This window comes from Lysinibacillus canaveralius, assembly GCF_047301505.1.
Classification (GTDB): Bacteria; Bacillota; Bacilli; order Bacillales_A; family Planococcaceae; genus Lysinibacillus_B.
This window is the reverse complement of the sequence record NZ_CP154840.1, coordinates 3,047,030-3,064,558: the sequence shown is the minus strand read 5'-3', so window position 1 is coordinate 3,064,558 and position 17,529 is coordinate 3,047,030. Positions and strand designations below refer to the sequence as shown.

At 40.7% G+C, this 17,529-nt stretch carries 16 protein-coding genes; 13 read left to right on the top strand and 3 right to left on the bottom strand.

The genetic code is table 11. The annotated features are described in order from the left end of the window. Nucleotides 1–95 precede the first annotated feature (95 nt). The 7 genes from AA0Y26_RS15515 to AA0Y26_RS15485 all read left to right on the top strand — a co-directional run bounded on the left by AA0Y26_RS15515 (nucleotide 96) and on the right by AA0Y26_RS15485 (nucleotide 7,922). Nucleotides 96–1,019, top strand: coding sequence for a hypothetical protein (locus AA0Y26_RS15515; protein ID WP_413362985.1), 924 nt, complete (start codon nucleotides 96–98; stop codon nucleotides 1,017–1,019). A 196-nt stretch (nucleotides 1,020–1,215) separates the two neighbouring features. Then, nucleotides 1,216–1,956 (top strand): YwqG family protein, encoded by a 741-nt coding sequence (locus tag AA0Y26_RS15510; RefSeq protein WP_413362984.1) that lies wholly within the window; start codon nucleotides 1,216–1,218, stop codon nucleotides 1,954–1,956. Nucleotides 1,957–2,084: 128 nt separating this feature from the next. Continuing rightward, nucleotides 2,085–3,146, top strand: coding sequence for a suppressor of fused domain protein (locus AA0Y26_RS15505; protein ID WP_413362983.1), 1,062 nt, complete (start codon nucleotides 2,085–2,087; stop codon nucleotides 3,144–3,146). Nucleotides 3,147–3,214: 68 nt separating this feature from the next. Beyond that, nucleotides 3,215–5,479 carry a hypothetical protein gene (locus AA0Y26_RS15500; RefSeq protein WP_413362982.1) on the top strand — a complete coding sequence of 755 codons (2,265 nt, stop codon included), beginning with the start codon at nucleotides 3,215–3,217 and terminating at the stop codon, nucleotides 5,477–5,479. Between the two features lie 223 nt (nucleotides 5,480–5,702). After that, nucleotides 5,703–6,377 (top strand): hypothetical protein, encoded by a 675-nt coding sequence (locus tag AA0Y26_RS15495; RefSeq protein WP_413362981.1) that lies wholly within the window; start codon nucleotides 5,703–5,705, stop codon nucleotides 6,375–6,377. Nucleotides 6,378–6,395: 18 nt separating this feature from the next. Next, entirely contained in the window at nucleotides 6,396–7,685 is a 1,290-nt protein-coding gene (locus tag AA0Y26_RS15490) for a DUF1963 domain-containing protein (protein ID WP_413362980.1), read from the top strand. A 111-nt stretch (nucleotides 7,686–7,796) separates the two neighbouring features. Next, nucleotides 7,797–7,922, top strand: a complete 126-nt coding sequence (locus AA0Y26_RS15485; protein WP_413362979.1) for a hypothetical protein — start codon at nucleotides 7,797–7,799, stop codon at nucleotides 7,920–7,922. Between the two features lie 114 nt (nucleotides 7,923–8,036). Here AA0Y26_RS15485 and AA0Y26_RS15480 read toward each other — a convergent pair whose 3' ends face one another. Together AA0Y26_RS15480 and AA0Y26_RS15475 are read right to left on the bottom strand one after the other, a co-directional pair. Further along, complete coding sequence (locus AA0Y26_RS15480; protein ID WP_413362978.1) at nucleotides 8,037–9,107, bottom strand: hypothetical protein; 1,071 nt, start codon at nucleotides 9,105–9,107, stop codon at nucleotides 8,037–8,039. A gap of 461 nt (nucleotides 9,108–9,568) precedes the next feature. Next, complete coding sequence (locus tag AA0Y26_RS15475) at nucleotides 9,569–10,015, bottom strand: hypothetical protein (RefSeq protein WP_413362977.1); 447 nt, start codon at nucleotides 10,013–10,015, stop codon at nucleotides 9,569–9,571. Between the two features lie 167 nt (nucleotides 10,016–10,182). Here AA0Y26_RS15475 and AA0Y26_RS15470 point away from each other — a divergent pair, with 167 nt between their 5' ends. Next, nucleotides 10,183–11,067 carry a YwqG family protein gene (locus AA0Y26_RS15470; protein ID WP_413362976.1) on the top strand — a complete coding sequence of 295 codons (885 nt, stop codon included), beginning with the start codon at nucleotides 10,183–10,185 and terminating at the stop codon, nucleotides 11,065–11,067. 107 nt (nucleotides 11,068–11,174) lie between these two features. Here AA0Y26_RS15470 and AA0Y26_RS15465 read toward each other — a convergent pair whose 3' ends face one another. Then, on the bottom strand, nucleotides 11,175–12,557 hold the full coding sequence (locus AA0Y26_RS15465; protein ID WP_413368243.1) for an SMI1/KNR4 family protein: 1,383 nt from the start codon (nucleotides 12,555–12,557) through the stop codon (nucleotides 11,175–11,177). Nucleotides 12,558–12,974: 417 nt separating this feature from the next. On the opposite strand from AA0Y26_RS15465, the gene AA0Y26_RS15460 reads away from it, so the two are divergent. From AA0Y26_RS15460 to AA0Y26_RS15440, 5 genes are all read left to right on the top strand, one after another. Then, complete coding sequence (locus AA0Y26_RS15460; RefSeq protein ID WP_413368241.1) at nucleotides 12,975–13,775, top strand: hypothetical protein; 801 nt, start codon at nucleotides 12,975–12,977, stop codon at nucleotides 13,773–13,775. Between the two features lie 20 nt (nucleotides 13,776–13,795). Continuing rightward, the gene (locus AA0Y26_RS15455) at nucleotides 13,796–15,445 is read left to right on the top strand and encodes a DUF6138 family protein (RefSeq protein ID WP_413362975.1); all 1,650 of its coding nucleotides are present in this window, start codon (nucleotides 13,796–13,798) and stop codon (nucleotides 15,443–15,445) included. A gap of 86 nt (nucleotides 15,446–15,531) precedes the next feature. Beyond that, entirely contained in the window at nucleotides 15,532–15,912 is a 381-nt protein-coding gene (locus AA0Y26_RS15450) for an Imm10 family immunity protein (RefSeq protein WP_413362974.1), read from the top strand. A gap of 108 nt (nucleotides 15,913–16,020) precedes the next feature. Continuing rightward, nucleotides 16,021–16,587, top strand: a complete 567-nt coding sequence (locus AA0Y26_RS15445) for a hypothetical protein (protein ID WP_413362973.1) — start codon at nucleotides 16,021–16,023, stop codon at nucleotides 16,585–16,587. A gap of 126 nt (nucleotides 16,588–16,713) precedes the next feature. Further along, complete coding sequence (locus tag AA0Y26_RS15440; protein ID WP_413362972.1) at nucleotides 16,714–17,235, top strand: hypothetical protein; 522 nt, start codon at nucleotides 16,714–16,716, stop codon at nucleotides 17,233–17,235. Nucleotides 17,236–17,529: the final 294 nt, after the last annotated feature.

Sequence of the window (17,529 nt, the reverse complement as noted above, 5' to 3'; positions counted from 1 at the left end):
TTTTCTACGCAGTTACCAGCTAAGAAGAGGGGTTATTATTTTCATTTCATTCAGAAATTCACATAAGAACGAAAAAATACTGAGGTGTAAAAAAGATGCAAAAAATTCGAAGAAAAAAGGTAATTGAAGGTACAACGGTACCAGGGATTATTCATAATGGAGACCAATATTTCTATATAAATGTTGATGTTTATGAAGATGGAACAGTTAACTGCTGGGAACTTGTAGATTTAGCAGGGCTAAAAGAAAAGATAGACATAGGCTGGTTGACGCCGATCGCTCCTCGGGGCAAGACACTTTCGATTCACGGGTTAGGAGCATATAAGATCGACTCGGCGAATTGGCTGCATGATAAGGATACATATTACGGATATGTGGTGAACAACGTAAAGAAACTCAATCCAGAATTCGAAAACATGTTTAAAATTACAACAGCTCAAAAAGAGTTAAATGAAACAAGAAAGGTTGTCTATTCACCTGCAGCTGTTGACTTCTATGTGGTGCGTGAAATGTTCTATGAGACAGTGGAAGGAAAAGGCTTTTTTATTTTCATGAAGGAAAATGAAAGAAACTATTTGGTGAATATGGTCGTATACGAGAACGGTCTTGTTGGAATTTATAATGCGAATTTCGAAAAATACTATCAGATGGATGAAATCGCTGAATTATTTAAGAATGGAATATTGTTTACAGCATTCTCTCATCCTTTAGAAGTTACGATTGCAGAATTGGGAGAAGTACGTTTTTCAGAAGCGCTGTATGCAGCAGATATAGAAGAAAAGCAAAAAGAACTGTCCGATATGTTTAGTAAATTAAAAGGAGAGAAAACGACTTTAGAAATCTGCAGGGAAGCTTACTATCATTATCTTGCTAACCCAAGTGACTTCACTAGAGCCAATTTAAAAGAAAAATACGAGCTCGTTCCCGAACATGAACGGATGTTCTTAGGTGATATGGATTCAAAGGACGGGGATTACCAGCGGATTATTTATAGTCCAAACGAGAAACGAGAAGTATAAGAATTTCAGGAAGAGGGGGACGGAGCTGCGGCTTTTTTGTATGAAAGTTGTAAGTTTTTGTCCGGAACTGAAGAGAAACCTAATATCTTTAATCGTGAAAATTAGGCATTTAGGGTAGGATGCCCGGAATTACCAAATAATGATATAGTGTAAAACGGTTAAGTAAGGAGTCGTTTATCAGAATGGGGGACATATATTGATAAAATATGAAATTCCTGAACTCTTGAAAGAACATGAAAACTTAATTAAAGAAACTTCTAGGTATAGTAATGAGATAAGTTTTAAGCGTGAAGAAACAAAACCCTGGGATAGTAAATTAGGTGGATGCCCCTATTTAAAAGATATTAGGGATTATCCAACCGATGAAGCAGGGGAACCTATGTTGTTTTTAGCACAGATCAATCTAGCAGACCTTGAAAATCTAGTTGAATTACCCAAAAAGGGATTACTGCAATTTTATGTTGCAAACGATGATCTGTTTGGTTTGGAAAATCCGATTCTAGTAAAATACATTGAATCCTATGAAGAAAATGAAGAACATTTAGTAAAGAAACATCCTTATGAAAATGAAGAATATAAACAGAATCTTCCTTTTTCACACAGCGGTAAAATGTATTTTAAAACAAGAGAAATGCCTATGTCTTCCTCATTAGATCTATTTCGGGAAACTTTTACGAATAAGCTGTCAGAAGCAGAATATGAGAAATTGAGTGAAGACTGCTATAGCAGCGATAGCAGAGTTGGCGGATACCCCTATTTTGTTCAAAATGATTATATTGGTTTTGATGATGACGATTTTCTTTTATTGCAGCTGGATATCGATGAAGAATGCGGCATTATGTTCGGGGATTCCGGGAACTGTGTTTTCTCCATCCCAAAGGATGCTTTGAAAAATAGGGATTTTTCAAAAGTCGTATATGATTGGCAATGCTGCTAGTGAGATACGAGGACGATGAGCTGTTCGAAAGTGTATAGTATGGGCTTTGCAATCGGGCACTTTTGAGCCGCTTCTATTTTCAATACAATGGCAAGTAACTGTAAAATTAACGAGTTGGAGGAGAAAAGATGACCGAAGAAGTGAATACGACAGGATGGAACGCAATTGAAGAGGAAATGACGAAGCTGTACGGGCAACAGGAGCCGAAGCATTATGGTACTGCAATTCCTTATATGCTCGGTGGTCAAGATCCATTAGACGGCCTTAGTGCTTATAAAGCGGAGTCACCTTTTCCACATTGGCATATTGTAACGTTTGGTTTCTCGGAGCTTTATGAGAAGGAATCGGAAAATCCTGATTATAGCGGCTATGGGTTTGAACTTACTTTCCGGGTCGCCCGCGGCCAGGATGAGGAGGAGCCACCAGCTTGGGCATTAAACTTACTTCAAAACATGGGACGATATGTATTTAACAGCGGCAATATATTCGCTTCCGGCGATTATTTGGATGCCAACGGGCCAATCTGCCTGGGAGCTGATACACAGCTGACTGCTCTTGCCTTTATACCAGATCAGGAACTGGAGACGCTGCATACGCCTAACGGACGCGTTGAATTTCTTCAAATGGTAGGGATTACGGAAGATGAGCTGGAGGCTATGAAAACTTGGAATACAAGAGGTTTACTTGAGGCTGGAAAAGCAGAACTGCCGGGTTATATTACGGACTTATCCCGCAATTCTATTCTGCAGGTCCCTGCTGTGAAGGAGAGTGTCCAAGTAGGAATAGACCGTGACGGTTCGAGCACCGGATTTTTATTTGTGGATCAGTTGTCCTGGGAACCCGGCAAGAATGGCCTATTCAGTAAAAAGCCGTCTGTACTTACGCTAGGAGCGAAGCAGGCTGGGACGGTTGCAATGCTGCTGCGCGGCCGGCTGCTTAAGGGAAAAGATTTGGTGTTAATGAGCAATGGGATAAGCGTAACATTGGAATCCGCTCCAACGACTGGAATCGAAACAGATGAGCAGAACATCCATTTAAAACTGGACGAAACGGTTGTTAACGAGCTTATGCACAAGCTTCTGCCTAAAGAAGGAGAAATTCATTTGTCTTCTTATAAAGAATTAAAACTTCAAGTCGTTAAAACATACATCAAGGATCAAGATGGGAATGTGGTTTCTACGATCGGATAGTAATTGTCTTTCCATGTATATAACAACGAATTTATGAGGTTTACATAATTTAAAGGGAGAAAAACAAGATGAAAATAATGCGAGCGGTATCTCTCGGGAATTTACTGTTTTTCATTCCAGTAATAGTGTTAAGTTATTTCCTATGGGGCGATTATAAGGAATATATAGACGAGTATCAACCATCCTTTGAGAAGGTCTATATGCTGGATGGGGGAAAGCAGCTCATTGGCTTAGCAAAACACCCGGTTGGAGAGCAATATGATGTTTATTTTTTTAATACCGATAAGGAAACCTTAATTGGTGATACGACTGTACATACCGATTTCATAGCCGGGTTGGGACCGGCGGCTTATCAGCAGGATGGAATCATTATCCCAACTTACGATGATTCTTATGGTCTGCAAATCAATTACTTCCACTCAACAGGCATGGTTGAAGAGCTGGCACAGGGAACGATGCACCTTAAATCCTCATGGAGCTCAAATGTTTATTCTTGGCGCGGAAGACTCATTGTAGCTGGGGAAACACCAGAAAATGCATTGTTTATAGCTCAGGTGAAGGACGGAAAGCTGGATAAAGTGAATTTAGGCGAACAGGATTTGCTTCCGGCAAGGCCTGTTCGGATAGATGAAGTGCATGGGAGCTTTGAGAACGACAAAGCAGTACCCTTATTTTCTGTAGCTTTAAAGGATGATAGAACAGCATTAGTCAGCGGGATATTAGATGGAAATGGTGCTGTATCTGTGCTGCTGCAAAATGATGATGAAGGTACATTTGCTGCAGAGGACCGGGCTGGGGCTCAATTTGCTAAAGTCTTCGGTTTCAACAATGGTAAGTTAGTTCGCGAGAATGGGAACTACCCTGAAGAAGCCTCATTTTATAACGCTAACGAGAATCATTGGGAAAATCCGGTTCCAACACCTAAGCCGGTTTACCAAGCTCGTGTATTCTTGCTGAATGACGAGGAGGTTCTGATCGCAGGATCTACTGCAGAAGATGAATTAGAAGGAACTGTGACCGGATATGTATTCAATGAGAAATCCGGAGAGTTTCAAGATGCCAATGCTCTTTTGGAGCAGCTGTCCTACGAGAACTTAAAAAATGACGAGACTGAATTTTATAAGCAATCAGGCAGTGACATCCTTTATTATCGCGGTGGAGACATTACGGCAGGATTTCTTGATATGGAAATTCAGCAGGCTAAGGTTCTTTCGAGCACTCTGGTCGAGGAATGGATGCTTACTGAAGCCGAAAATAAAGTGTCCATTCAAAGCTTTTGGAATTATATAAAGCAAGGTGGAGCGCTTGTAATTAATTGGGCGATTTGGGTCTTCATCACGCTAGTGTCATTCATAGGCCTCGCATTTGCTCCTCGCTTGTATGCGAATGCAAGTAAGAAAAAAATAAGAGATGGCCAGCATATTCAGGGCAGGATTAAGAATATGGAAGAGTCGGGTTTATATGTGAATGAAAGGCCGCAAGTACGGTTTACTGTTCAGTTTGAGGATGAAGGTCAAATGAAAGAGGTTGAAATCAAGCAAGTCATCTCCTATCTGAATCCTATTCAAATCGGTGATACCGTCATGATCAGCTATAACCGAAAGAAACATAAGGCTGTATTCATCACAGAAGAGGACTTTAAACATGCATCGCAGGAGTCTAAACCAGCACTTATTAAAGATGCAGTCCTTACCCGTATCGAACGTTATGGAAGTGTAAACCGGGGACAAGCTCTTCAGCTTCACTTCACAGCCGAGGGACGCGTTTATACAATACCGGTCGTCCAGTCTTTTGGATTTGAATATCGCACCGGGGAACGGGCGAACTTGATTTTGATTCAGGGAATGGCGAGAATTTTAAGCTACGGAACTATGAATATAGAAAAGGCATCGGATCAAATATCCCTGCAAGGTGAAGTGATCCACGTGCAGAAAATGCCGATAGTTATAGATAAGAAGCAGCTTATGCTTTTGGAAGTCATCATTTCTAGCGGTACGGACCGGATCCGTAAAGTGAATGGTCTCTTTGTACCTGAAAACATGACCGTGAATGTGGGTACAGTGATTCCGGTTGCTATGAAAAAAGAAGATTTGCAAAAGGAAACCCGATTACTTCAAGGTAAGCAGGGGGCGGCTAAAGTTCTCTCCGTTCATTTTAACGGGACGCATGGAGAACGCCCGGTAGCTGCTATTACCGTAGAAAAGGATGGAGTGACCTATCACATTAAACAGACAATCGAACCTGTGTATGGTGTAGCGGTGGGAGATGAATTGTGGATTGCTTACGACGAGGGTACGCAGGAAGCCATGATTATTAATTATTCTTCAAAGTAGTAAAATCACGTATAAACTAAAGTGATAATAGTGGCTGTGTTAAAAATCAAAATGACTTTTAACATAGCCTTTTTCCATCATAAATAGATACGTTAAATACTGCTCCTGCCGTTGCAGCAGCATGCCAACTAATACGTTACTGCTATTGAGGGTTGGCGACAGTATAAGATATGATAAAAAATGACTCAACACGCGGCAGGGTAGCGGAAGAGGAGAGATACATATGGATAAACAGACGTATGCACGGTATTTGCTTCAGCTTATGGAAGAAGAGGTAGACTCCGATGAATCAGATATTGAGGAAGCCCAGTTCTATGGGTATTTCCAAATGTATATGCCAGATGGAAAAGGGGTAGAGGCTACTTTTGAACCTCTTGAAGATGGACATGCTTATTTGCAGAGGATATTAAAGATCTATAAAATGCTGGAACCTGAGGATTTTAGCGGATCTGCAGTGCCAGGATATTTTACTAGTAAAGCTGTTAATGTAACAAATGAGATATTAATAAATTACGGCCGACAGTTTATTCAAGGTTTAAAGGATATAATACTGGAGTCCTCTGAGAAGGCAGATACGGTAGATTCAGTAGATTACTTGCTTGGCATTAAAGAGATTAAAATTATACCTTCTGGATCAATAGATGAAATCCGTCAGCAATACAATCCTGAAATATATGAGACGATTTTTGATATCATCAACGAACAGAAGGATTACGATGAACCGATTGAAATTTTGGACGAGGCGTATTACTCGATTGCCTGTGATTACTGGATTTCCTATTATCTTCAGTGGCACCGTTATAGATTGAACGGTGATCCGTTCGCAGCATACTTTGAGCTGTATAGACGTGGATATTCAGCGGTTTTCTCAGAAAATAAACTGTATATTGGGCCGTAATTAAGGAGGTTAATTGAAATGACGGAACGTTTACCATGTAAGATGGAAGGGTGCAGCGCGACGATCTTGCCGAGCACTGCGACCAAAACAGGCGGCATCTGCATGCCTTGCTACCAGGAGCAGGAACGAAAAAAACAGCAGGCTTATATAGAAAAGCATCGTAAAATGGTGAATCTGTATGAAAACTTAACGGGTCATGTAGAGATTCTCAAGGTGATGCATGCCCCAAAAAAGTATGATCCGCTAATCCAATATGTTTCTTATCCGTTAAGCATGGAGCAGATATACATATCATTATCTGATCAAGAAGCTGATAGTATGATGAAATATGCGTTGGAATTACTTGCTGTAAATAATGAAAGTGAAGCAGAAGACATTCTATTGTCTCTAGTATGCTACCGGGATGATAATGTTTCGGATGCTCTGCCGGAACTCATACAGCGCGGCTTGTTTTATCATCCCATTCTATTTAAAGATTCACCGCAGGACATTCGAGATCAGCTTCTGGAGCGGATAGCGTGGGATGACGACAACCGTAATCATCTTCTCCTTGTACTCGGGTGGATCGGTGATTCAGCAGTTATAGACCAGTTTCAACAATGGCGAAAACAGCCGCCTGAATGGGCGGAGCAATTATTTGTTACTCCTGAAACGTATGCTCTTGATGGTGGTTGGGAGCTTACGCCCGAGGGAGAAAGGCGCAACCTTATTAACCATGTATGTTATCCGATCAGACAAGTAAACGAACAGAATAATGATGTAAATGATGGGCATCATGCGCGTTTTCTTGAGACAAGCAGCGCTGCATGTCCATGGTGTAAAAGAAAGTTAACGAAGCTGATGGATGTTGCTGTCTCTCACCCGGCTTTGCAATATCTGAACCTGTCTATGGAAAACCTCCAAGTAGTAACCTGCGAAGCTTGCGGATGCTTCAGTACAATTTATATGGAGCTGGATAACAGGGGGATGCCGGTATGGAGTCAATTTAATCAGAAACCGGATTATCTTCCGGATTTTGAAGACGTAAACAGCAGTACTGAACCCCCGCCTTGTCTAAATCTTGCACATGTGCCGCAATCCCCATATTATGCTGCTGTTTGGACCATGTCACAATTAGATTCACAGATCGGCGGCCATCCAAGCTGGGTCCAGGATGCCGAGTATCCGGTATGCCCTTGTTGTGAACGAAGAATGCAGTATATAGGGCAGATTGATTATGCTGATTTCGACGAATATGGTGAAGGCATTTTTTATATGTTTATATGTCCAAACGACAAGATTACAGCAACGGTATATCAGCAAAGCTGAATAGGTTCTTTTTTAAGTTAGATGGATATTACTGAATGGAGAAAAGTAGTTCGGATGAACTGCTGGACTCGGAAGAGAAGGGACACTTTAGAGTACTTGCTGTTGCGCTGAATGAAAGATTGGGGCGGAACCGCCGCTGAAATAATGATTGATGAAAATCCAACGAAAATTACAAGAGGAGCCCGCTTTGAAAGCGAGCTCCTTTCATTATTAGGCATGAACCTGAACTGGAATTGACCAGTGATTGATTAGGCTTCTTTAACTTATTAATTACTTCCTCTGCATAGGTATTATCTTCTATATTTTTTGATTTTTAGCATGTTTCCAAAGAAAGTTGCTATTATATCTTGACTAAAGATAAATATTCCTAGCGCTCTCATTGAAAAAATCTGTTATATTTTTGTACTTTGTTATGTCAATACGATTTTGCCGTATAATCTTCTGAATAAAGATGGCATCGGTAAAGATCGAATTGATGATCTTTTCGCACCATAACGGAGTATTGCTGAAGTAATCCACTAGCTCATTCAGTTCATCAAAGTTAAAGTAAAGGATATACGTGACATAATTTTGCAGCAACATTCTGAAGCAGTGATCTCGATAAGGGCCTGAACGCTCAATAGTGAGACACTCCGCCATTACTTTAAAAATCTCTGATTTATTTTCTATGTTCTTATGTAACAAAAGATCAACATTATTGATAAGCTGTAGTAGATCCTCCAAACCTTCCTCCGGTGGCATGACCAGCTTGGATTTACCCTCGATTGTCCTTAACAGCTCCTCCGTTAAATTTTTGCATATATCGATTTCATCGGAGGATATACCTATCTGATCCATATAATTGCCGAGATGGTCTCGGTAGTAATCATGATATTTAGAAAGGTAGTGTCCTACTCTAATCCCTGTTCTAGTATGAACTAAGTCTTGCCCGCGGAATGAAAAGGAGTGGAGAGTTTCCTCGTTAACAGGATGCGTATAGAGATAGAAAAAGAAGAAAAAATCTCTAAGCTCGGCTTGCTGTTTTTCATTTAATGCGGTGACACTAGGCAATTGGGATAACTGAAAAAAAGAATAACCCTTCATGAAATCATTCATACCATTGTACGCATTAATCTTAATAATTGAGGTTGTCGCGTTAATCGTAAACAAAAGGTAGTAAAAGATTAACTCATCGTATACGTTTAACTGTGGAAAGTTCTTCGAAAGTACGGGATTCCAGTTAGGTTTTGCCGTGTAATTAGGGTCCCTCGGCTGTAATTCAGAGATCCATGCGCTGAATGTTTCGTCCTCGTAACCATTGAAGAATAGTTCCGAACTTTCATCTTCACATAATACATACTTAAAGCTGTCCGTTTGAACGGTTGTTAAATTTCTATTGAATTTTATATTTAAATAATCATCATACAGCGACTGAAGTTTCATCGGTCTGATCCCTCAATTCATTGGTGGTGTAGTTTAAAGCAATAATAAAAGAGCACGCAATTGAAATTATACATGAGTTAAGAGAAGAGTTTCTTATCATAACATGGCATAAAATATATTTCCTGCTTCGTTTTGAAAGAGATTCATTTTCACTCTCATAACTTCTAAAGCGAGTGATGGTCCCTTAAGGTTTGTATCTAAAGCGTTAGGGACTGATGTAAGTAGTGATTAAACGACTCAAACAATGTAAATAAAAAGTAAGATGGGCTTTGGGGAAGATATGTAGAATCAAAACCTTCATTATAGATGTTTTTCGCTTGAGATCGCTGTATGCGCATCTACGATTTGCTGATGATCATCTTCCTCATGCCACTGGTTCAGTTGTTCAATAAGTGTTTGTTTCATTTTACCCTCTACATAATCATTAGGAATAATGATCGTTCTTCAGGAAAATCATGGTCTTACATAAAGCCCAGCCATGTAATCCCACCGCCCGCAATGCTCAATACAGAACCGCTAGCGATGACCCACTTATGCTTAGTATCTAATTTTAGTCCCCCAATAAACTGGGGCAGAAGCCATTTAAATGCTGTAAGAGAGAAGACTCCCTGAATAAACCCTAACAGCACCATCTTCTTAGCTTGAAATAAATCTAGTCGTGAGAATGCGAGTGTGCCCGCTGTTCGAATATTCGCATATGTAATGAACGAGAATATAATCAGGGTCAATAATGTGAATAGGATGGTCAGTACGAATTTGATCGTGTCCATCGAAAACCAATTGTTTTTGGAATTGGATTGTGGCAGTCCGATTAGGGAAAAAACAAGGCCTATAACAACACCACCACCCGTAAATATACAAAGAATGGTATTCACAGCAATTCCCGCTATGAGAAGTACAAAAGTCATTGCTTCCTCCCGTTTATTTGATAATTAAGATGTTACTGTTCTGAAAATATGAACATCATTAATAGATAATACCATTACATTTCCATATGTTACAATTACGTAGTGTTAAATATTGCAGACCATAATCTCGTCGTATTTTTGTATTTTATATAGGGAAGGTGAAGCAATTGCTAAGTAGTAACAATCATAATAAGCTCGAACGAATTGTTCGCGAAAATCAGTTCGAACATGCGGTGGATTATTTGAAAGAGTCCGTACGTCAAGGTATTCGCTTGTCTAAGAAAAAGATCGAAACATACAATGAGATAGGCTCATCCCGTATAGGAGGCGATCCGGATCTTCCTGCCAGCGTAGAGTGGCCGGTGGATTCTGGTGGAACGCCCATGACATTTTTAGCCCAGCTTCGTTTAAGTGAATTGACACATCAAGATGAAGAAGCACTGCTGCCTGTGAAAGGCATATTGTACTTTTTCGTAGGAGTAGATGAACCTGCATATGGTATCGAGCACAAGGTAATCTATCTACCGGAGGACAAGCTTCAGGAAGCTAAACGTCTCCGTTCGCCTGAAGTGACTGCTCTTGAGGGTGAGTTTACAGGATACCGGGTAAGTGCTAGATCAACGATGGAACCTCCGAATTATGGCTATGTAGATTATGAAATGGTAGAAGACGATGAGCATGACTATGAACAATATGAGAAGCTATGCTTCGAATTGAACGATGGGAACTCAAATGATCTGGCAGTAATGTTCGGTTATCCTTCAACCCAGCATGGAGACTGCGAATATGAAGCAGCTCTGCATCTGTTGACGGGCAAACAGTATAACTACTCAACGGATTCAGCATTGGAGCAGATTACTGATCATTTTAAAGGTGATTCCGATCGAGCGAAGCAGGAAGTGGAAGATACATTATTACTGCTCGCGCTGGATTCTGATCAGGAGGTCGGATTCTGCTGGTGGGACGCTGGAGAATTGCAGTTCTATATTCGAAAGGAAGATTTGCTCGCAGGGAACTTCGCAAACACATATTGCTCCCTATATTCGAGCTGATTCATTTATCTCTCTGCGAGTATAACGGCAATGATGTTGAGCTAGAGCAAATTACAAGAAGAAGAACCCGCATCTAAAGCGGGTTCTTGCATGAATGAAATCTGCGATTAGGCTTCTTTTAACTTAGTGATGACTTCCTCTGCATACGAATTGGTAAACCGGATAACCCCATCGTCCTGTACGATCCGCCCTTCCTTGATGCGGGTATCAAGCCAATCGGTAATAAAGGCAGGAGCATAGCCGCCTTGTCCGAATTCCCCGCCAAACGCAATTATGTTCTCATAGGCTGTCAAATATTGCTCGCGGCTGGTGTTTGGATATGACTTCGTATATAACCAAAACTGCACATCATACATGACATACGATAATTCATCTGCATGAAAAGAAAAATGGCCCTTTTCTTCAACAATCCGTGTACATATGCTGCGGATTTTCTGTTCAACCTGTTCCACTTCTGTTACCCGCGAGCACAGCCTCTCCAGCAGCGGCGAAAATTTGCCATGCGCGACTTTATCCAGAGCTTCTTTTTTATCTTCTTCAGACGTATCATATTGTTCTTCATTCACCAAGCCTTTGATAAATTCTTCAAAATTATCAGCTAGAAAGGTAATCTCGTAATCATCTTCTTGATCGACATGAATGACCTCGGGTTCGCCATCTTTGCCGCATGCCCGGTAGTCCAGCATGATGACATCATGACCGGCTGAAGGACAATCACAAATCACTACGCCAATGTCAGGATATCCCCATTCCTCAATCATAAATTGGCTGCCCCCATCCCCGCACAGTGAGTAGCTTTTCTCGCGGCCAATCCCCATAATCCCTGTAATGGCAATATGATCCTCTGCCCAGGAAGTCGGTTCCTGTGTTGGAAAGTTAGTGTTCTTCGGTACACCGCCGTTTTGATGCTTCATCAGCTGAATATAAGAGGAGGGAAGCTTGTAACCAAGCTCTTGTTCAATTGAATTAATCAGTTCATCCGTAGGTGGCTCGGATTGATAATCTTCTTTTGCATACTCGCTGTCCTCCCAGAAATCAGCTAAAAATATATCAGAAAAAAGTGCTTTATCCGTTACTGAACTGCTGTGTTCCAAGGAAGCTTTCTTGTTGGCAAGACGGAGTTCTTCTCTTTTCTGTTTCTCCGCCTTTTGAATACTATGACTTAAAAAATACGCTGTACTTTGATTATCGGGCTCTAATTGGTCAGATTTGCGGAACGCCTGAACCGCTTCCTCATAGTGTTTTAAATAATAAAGAGCAAAACCTACCCGGTAATGCCAGAGAGGATCCTGTTTGCCGGCCTCGGAAATTTTATCAAATTGAGAGAGCCCTTCCTCGTAAAGCCCCAAATTATTATAGGCTCTAGCAAGACGGCTAACCGTTTCATAATCTTGTTCTTCATCGGGGATAGCTATCAGCAAATCCACAATTTTCTGATGCTCGTCTTCTTCATGCCACTTGTTCAGCTGTTCAAATAGTGTGTGATTCATTTCTACCTCCAAAATGATTAGTAAGACACCAGCTTCATTCATGCTTGGCAGCCTCTGCCTTTAAAATAGGAATCGCTATAAATAGAGGATACTATAACTCTTTCATAAAGCGTAACCAAAGAATGGCAAGTATTCTGAATATAGGATTTTAGATATAGATAACCATACAGACGAAAAATTTAGTTCAGGGTGTAAGAGACGTTTTTAGACAGTAGACCAGGTTCGTAAGTATTGTGCCGTAATGAACTTAACGCATCTCACTTAAGTGAACAGGTATGCCAGTTTATAAGAGAATTGGTATAATAAAGTAAATATACAAGTTAAGGATCCGAGAGTCCATTAAACAGATATCATTTACGTTGACGGCGATTCCAAGGAATATTTGAGATGGAATTCGGAGATAGGGAGAGAGTTATGATGGATTCTAAGGCAAAGAAAATATTAACAAGCACTTTTTGGTCAGCCGGCGGTTGGAAACAGGGCGGGCTGGCAAACTGCAGCACAGAAGATTTTGAGTACGCGAAGAATAAAGGTCTGATGTTTGATCCTCTGACCATCACACATGATGAATGTATCAGCAGATTGCGGCAGGTTCACGAAGACGAAATGAACCGGGAGAAAGTGATTAAAGCTTTTCTACACAGCCTAACAACCAGAAAAGTCTATTTACGGAGCGCTTTATCAAGCTGGGCGTTGACCCATGAACTTTGTCTGCATGCATACCATGACAAACAGGCAGAGGAACCGATGTATAGTTTATGTGCTTATTGCAACGACAATTGTCTAATGTCTGATGAACAATATATCCATTATGATCTGAACGTGCTTCAATTCGAGAGGGTGAAATGGGGAGGCGTTCGACACAACCATCTCATCTATTGCCTAATGGATATGGAAATGGTAAGCAAGGAACCTGAGCTAGTAGTAACAAAAGATGATGTGAACGTTCTGAAAGAAATGATACGAGCCATAAATGAATGCGATAAGCAGGATGCAGCACGCGGCCTTGAGAAACGATGGAAAGACGTCTTTCCATCGAATAAGCACGAAAGAGATTCGGTGCTTGAAATTTGGGGGTATGCCGGACTGCTTGTTGCTGGAAGTGATTTCCGTAAAGAGAGGGGACGAGGGACAGATTTTATGTCTGTAGCAACCTGGCGCGGGGAAGATGGTTATTCCCATGAACGGATGGAATATCTGTTCGGAATGTATCTTTAGCATAAAGAGGAGGAGCAGTAATGGACGCAGCAGTACGGAGGTTTTTAGATGATGTGTGGGACAAGCTGATGACTATATACAGCAAAGAGAGCAAAAGAATAGATGAATTCGTATCCCATCGACCGCTCCAGGCAGGAGTAATGGATTATTTACAGGTCGCTTGGCGTGGCGGGAAAATACATATTGATATTGATGAACCGCTTGATTGGACTGACAGCTCCTATAAAATCGAAGCAGGTCCTTATATTGCTGAGCTCACAGAAGAACGAATTAGAACTGAGCTTTATCCGTCATTACGCAAGGAAGTGGAGGAGCTCTTTTTATCGGATAAACTTGGAGCTCGTTTTTTTGATTATCGATTCCAAATTATACTTTCCGTTGAGATGAAAGAAGAAGACATACAGATTTGCGGTCAGCTCGTAAATAATGAGAAGCTGAACCAGCTCCGCCAATCATTACAGGAGTTTATAAATTCCAAAATTATACCTGATCTTCCAATATTGCCGAGCGGGGATGATCAGTTTTTCTTTTCTCGTCATTTGATAAATCCGGATCTAATCAAGCAGAAAGAAGATACAGTTGATCCCTTAATCCAGCGTTTATCCGACAAACTAAGAAGTAACAAAGAACGCTTAAACGAATGGATTGGCCAATATACTTCAGCTTTAGATGATTGGATACAGAATGTTTATCTTCCTTGCTATTTTAACCGTGCAGACAGCTATGCGATAGACTGGATACCTAAAGAGAATATAGATCTTATAAATATGGATGCAAAGCAACTCTCATTCTTTGTATATGCTGCTCTGCAAATAGGAAGGAAAAGAACGGGTGCTCGCGAGCAATATTTGAAACTTGCAGTCCAGCTTGGGTCAAAACAGGCTGAAGATTATATTCGGCGAGGGAGTGGGAAATTCGCTCCAGTATATAAAGGGACCTATGCAGAAATTCATAATAATGATGTAACTCAGACCATTGAAGTCAGGATTTTGGCCGAGGAGGAAGCCGCTTATGGGGAAGTATTGGATCATATTACGGAATTGCTGCAAAAAGGATTTCCGAAAGAATATAGCATGAAGCTTAAAAGCAAACAAAAGAACTATCTTCCTCTAAAAAGGATGGCTAAATCGGAACTGCATCAGTTTTTTGCAGCGGCACTTACCTATCCTGCCCTTTATCCAAAACTGGAAGTGTATGCGAACATCGCTATGGAACCCTATGCGTGGTATAAGGATACAGAACCGAGTGAGAAGTCGGTCATGCCTGGCACCTATGCGGTACTCGGATTAGGATTGTACAGCAGGGACTATTTCCCACTCGTCTCTCGTTATATGGAGGTGATAGATACGGAACACCAGATGATACAGGATGGCTATGCGCAAGTCTTTATTGACACGCATGGCTTGGAACCGGAGCTGATGCCGGTTCTAATAGACATTCTGCTTGCAGGGAATGACGAAGCAAGACCTATGAAAAACTTTTTCATTGATCGGATTGAGCTGGCAGAAGCGCTTCTTCAAGAGCTGTTATCTAAAGAAATATATGAACGAGAATTGGTTTTATACCGGATATTCGGCAGCCTTGAAAAGCTGAAAAAGGCCGCGAAGTCAAAGCAAACAAAGCCGGAGCTTAAGGCTGTTTATGGGGAACTGCTTGCTCTTGTATGGTGATTGAGGCTGAATCAATCCCGACCAGCGACAAAAACTGTTCCATCCCGATAGGTCAACAGGATTTTTGGGGGAGAGAGGAGTAATAAATGACAACTCTATTAAAAGCCTTATTCGTTTATTTTGGGATAGAGGATGAGACATTGTTAATTGGATTTGCAGATAATGAATTTGAGACGAAAGAATACGTATTATTTCAAAAATCATTATGTATTGAAGACATCCCCATTTTAAATAAGGTTCATATTACGATTAATAGTCAGGATAGATCTGAGTACGGGGGAATAGTAAGAATCATAATTAGTCGAAAATTAATGTCCATCTTTTTATCGGAAGAGACCGCAAGATCACTTGGCATAAATGATTCAATAGATATTGAATATGATATAGACGAAAAAAGATATCATACCTTAATAAGTCAGTTTAATAAGCTGAATGTTGATCAAGAGATCATAATTGAGGTGAAGTAGTACTGTGCCCTTGGTTCGTAGATGCAATGACATTCTTTAAAAATCCCGCTGAATTGGAAGAACATAATGAAAGCGGCTATAGGATAAAAGGCGGAAAGAGAGGTTGCCGTGATATACAAATTTACCGAAGTGCTGAATGACCTTATAGACTATTTTATTCTCGGGGATATTTTGCTGCTGGAAAGCTGGAAACAGTCCAATAGTCTTTCAGATAATTTAGCAATCGAATTTACAACAAACGAGAGCGGCGATAACGTTGTGAATGATGGGATCATTCTTCCAATGGCAGGGATTGAAAACTATCCCTATACGATCATTTTCAATCTTTCTGGTGATATACCGGAACTGCTGAAAACAGATAGCCGGTTACAATTCAGACGTAGGGGCTATTCTCTGAAAGTTGAAAACAATATCTTCATGCTGTTTACTTGGCGGATACTAGAACAATTCACGAGCGAAAGAGTCAACGCTTTGCTTAATCATTACAAGCAATATAAAAAGCCGATCATTGAAATTGAAAACGGCTGGTACAGCATAGAAATATTGGGTGGGGAAACGTTGCAGGATTCAGATTATGAGCCTACATTTGAGTTTGTTTTACGGAAGGCAGAAAAGAAGGGGACTGCGGAATTTGATATTAATACAGATTTTAAGATTGAGAGTTCTACTTACTAAAATAGAAATTTACAAGCCTTCGCCGCTCTCCCTTTTACAGAGCCATCATTCATAATAGCAGCCAAATTTTTTACAACTACATATAGACGAATAAGACAGCAAGAAGTAACTTTTCATCCGATTGGAGTGACTGTTTTGAAATATGTAAAAGATATTCAGGAGCCGGGGATGGGGGCCTGGTATTTTGAAATTGATAACGTCGGTGTGGCATATAGACAGATCGTTTATTATGATGATGGCACGTGTATCACATCGAATCGAAAGCATGATTTCTATCATTTCATGCTGGCAGAACATCCACTGGACGCACAGGAATCCTATTACAGAGAGATCAGTCAGGCGGAGTTCGAGAAACTGTGGCACGAACAGCTTCAACTCCGTTTGGAAGACTGGCATCGAATCCAGCGTCTGTTTCCTGTCGGGATACAGGTAGAAGGATATATAGAAGCTTTTTTCCCTCAAGGTACATTGATTAACCTATTGGAACCTCATGCGGTAGGTATAATGGACACGTCCGTTTTGAAATCTAAAACCCCTGCTGAATGGATGTACCCTCGTTATCAAGTGACCGCCGAAGTATCCGGATACGATGAAGTTAATCAATGGGTACTTCTTACCCGTGCTGAAGTTATCGGAAGCCAGAAGTAACCGACGATATGATGGTGACGCTCTGTACAGCGGGTGGGTTACTGGAAAATAAGATAAGGTTACTATGACTGGTCAATGAGAGGAGTATTGATGGCCATAAGTTACCCTAATGATATCAGCCTGAAGACAGACAGATACCAATCTGTAGAAAAGTTTGAGGGAAGTGGAACTGGGTACGTCGCTGCTTCTTGATATTTAACCATGAAATTGAATAAAAAATAATAGGAATTACACTAAATAGCTGAAATTCTCAGCAGCCGCCTTTTTTTCTAATATTTAAAACTATAAAAACGC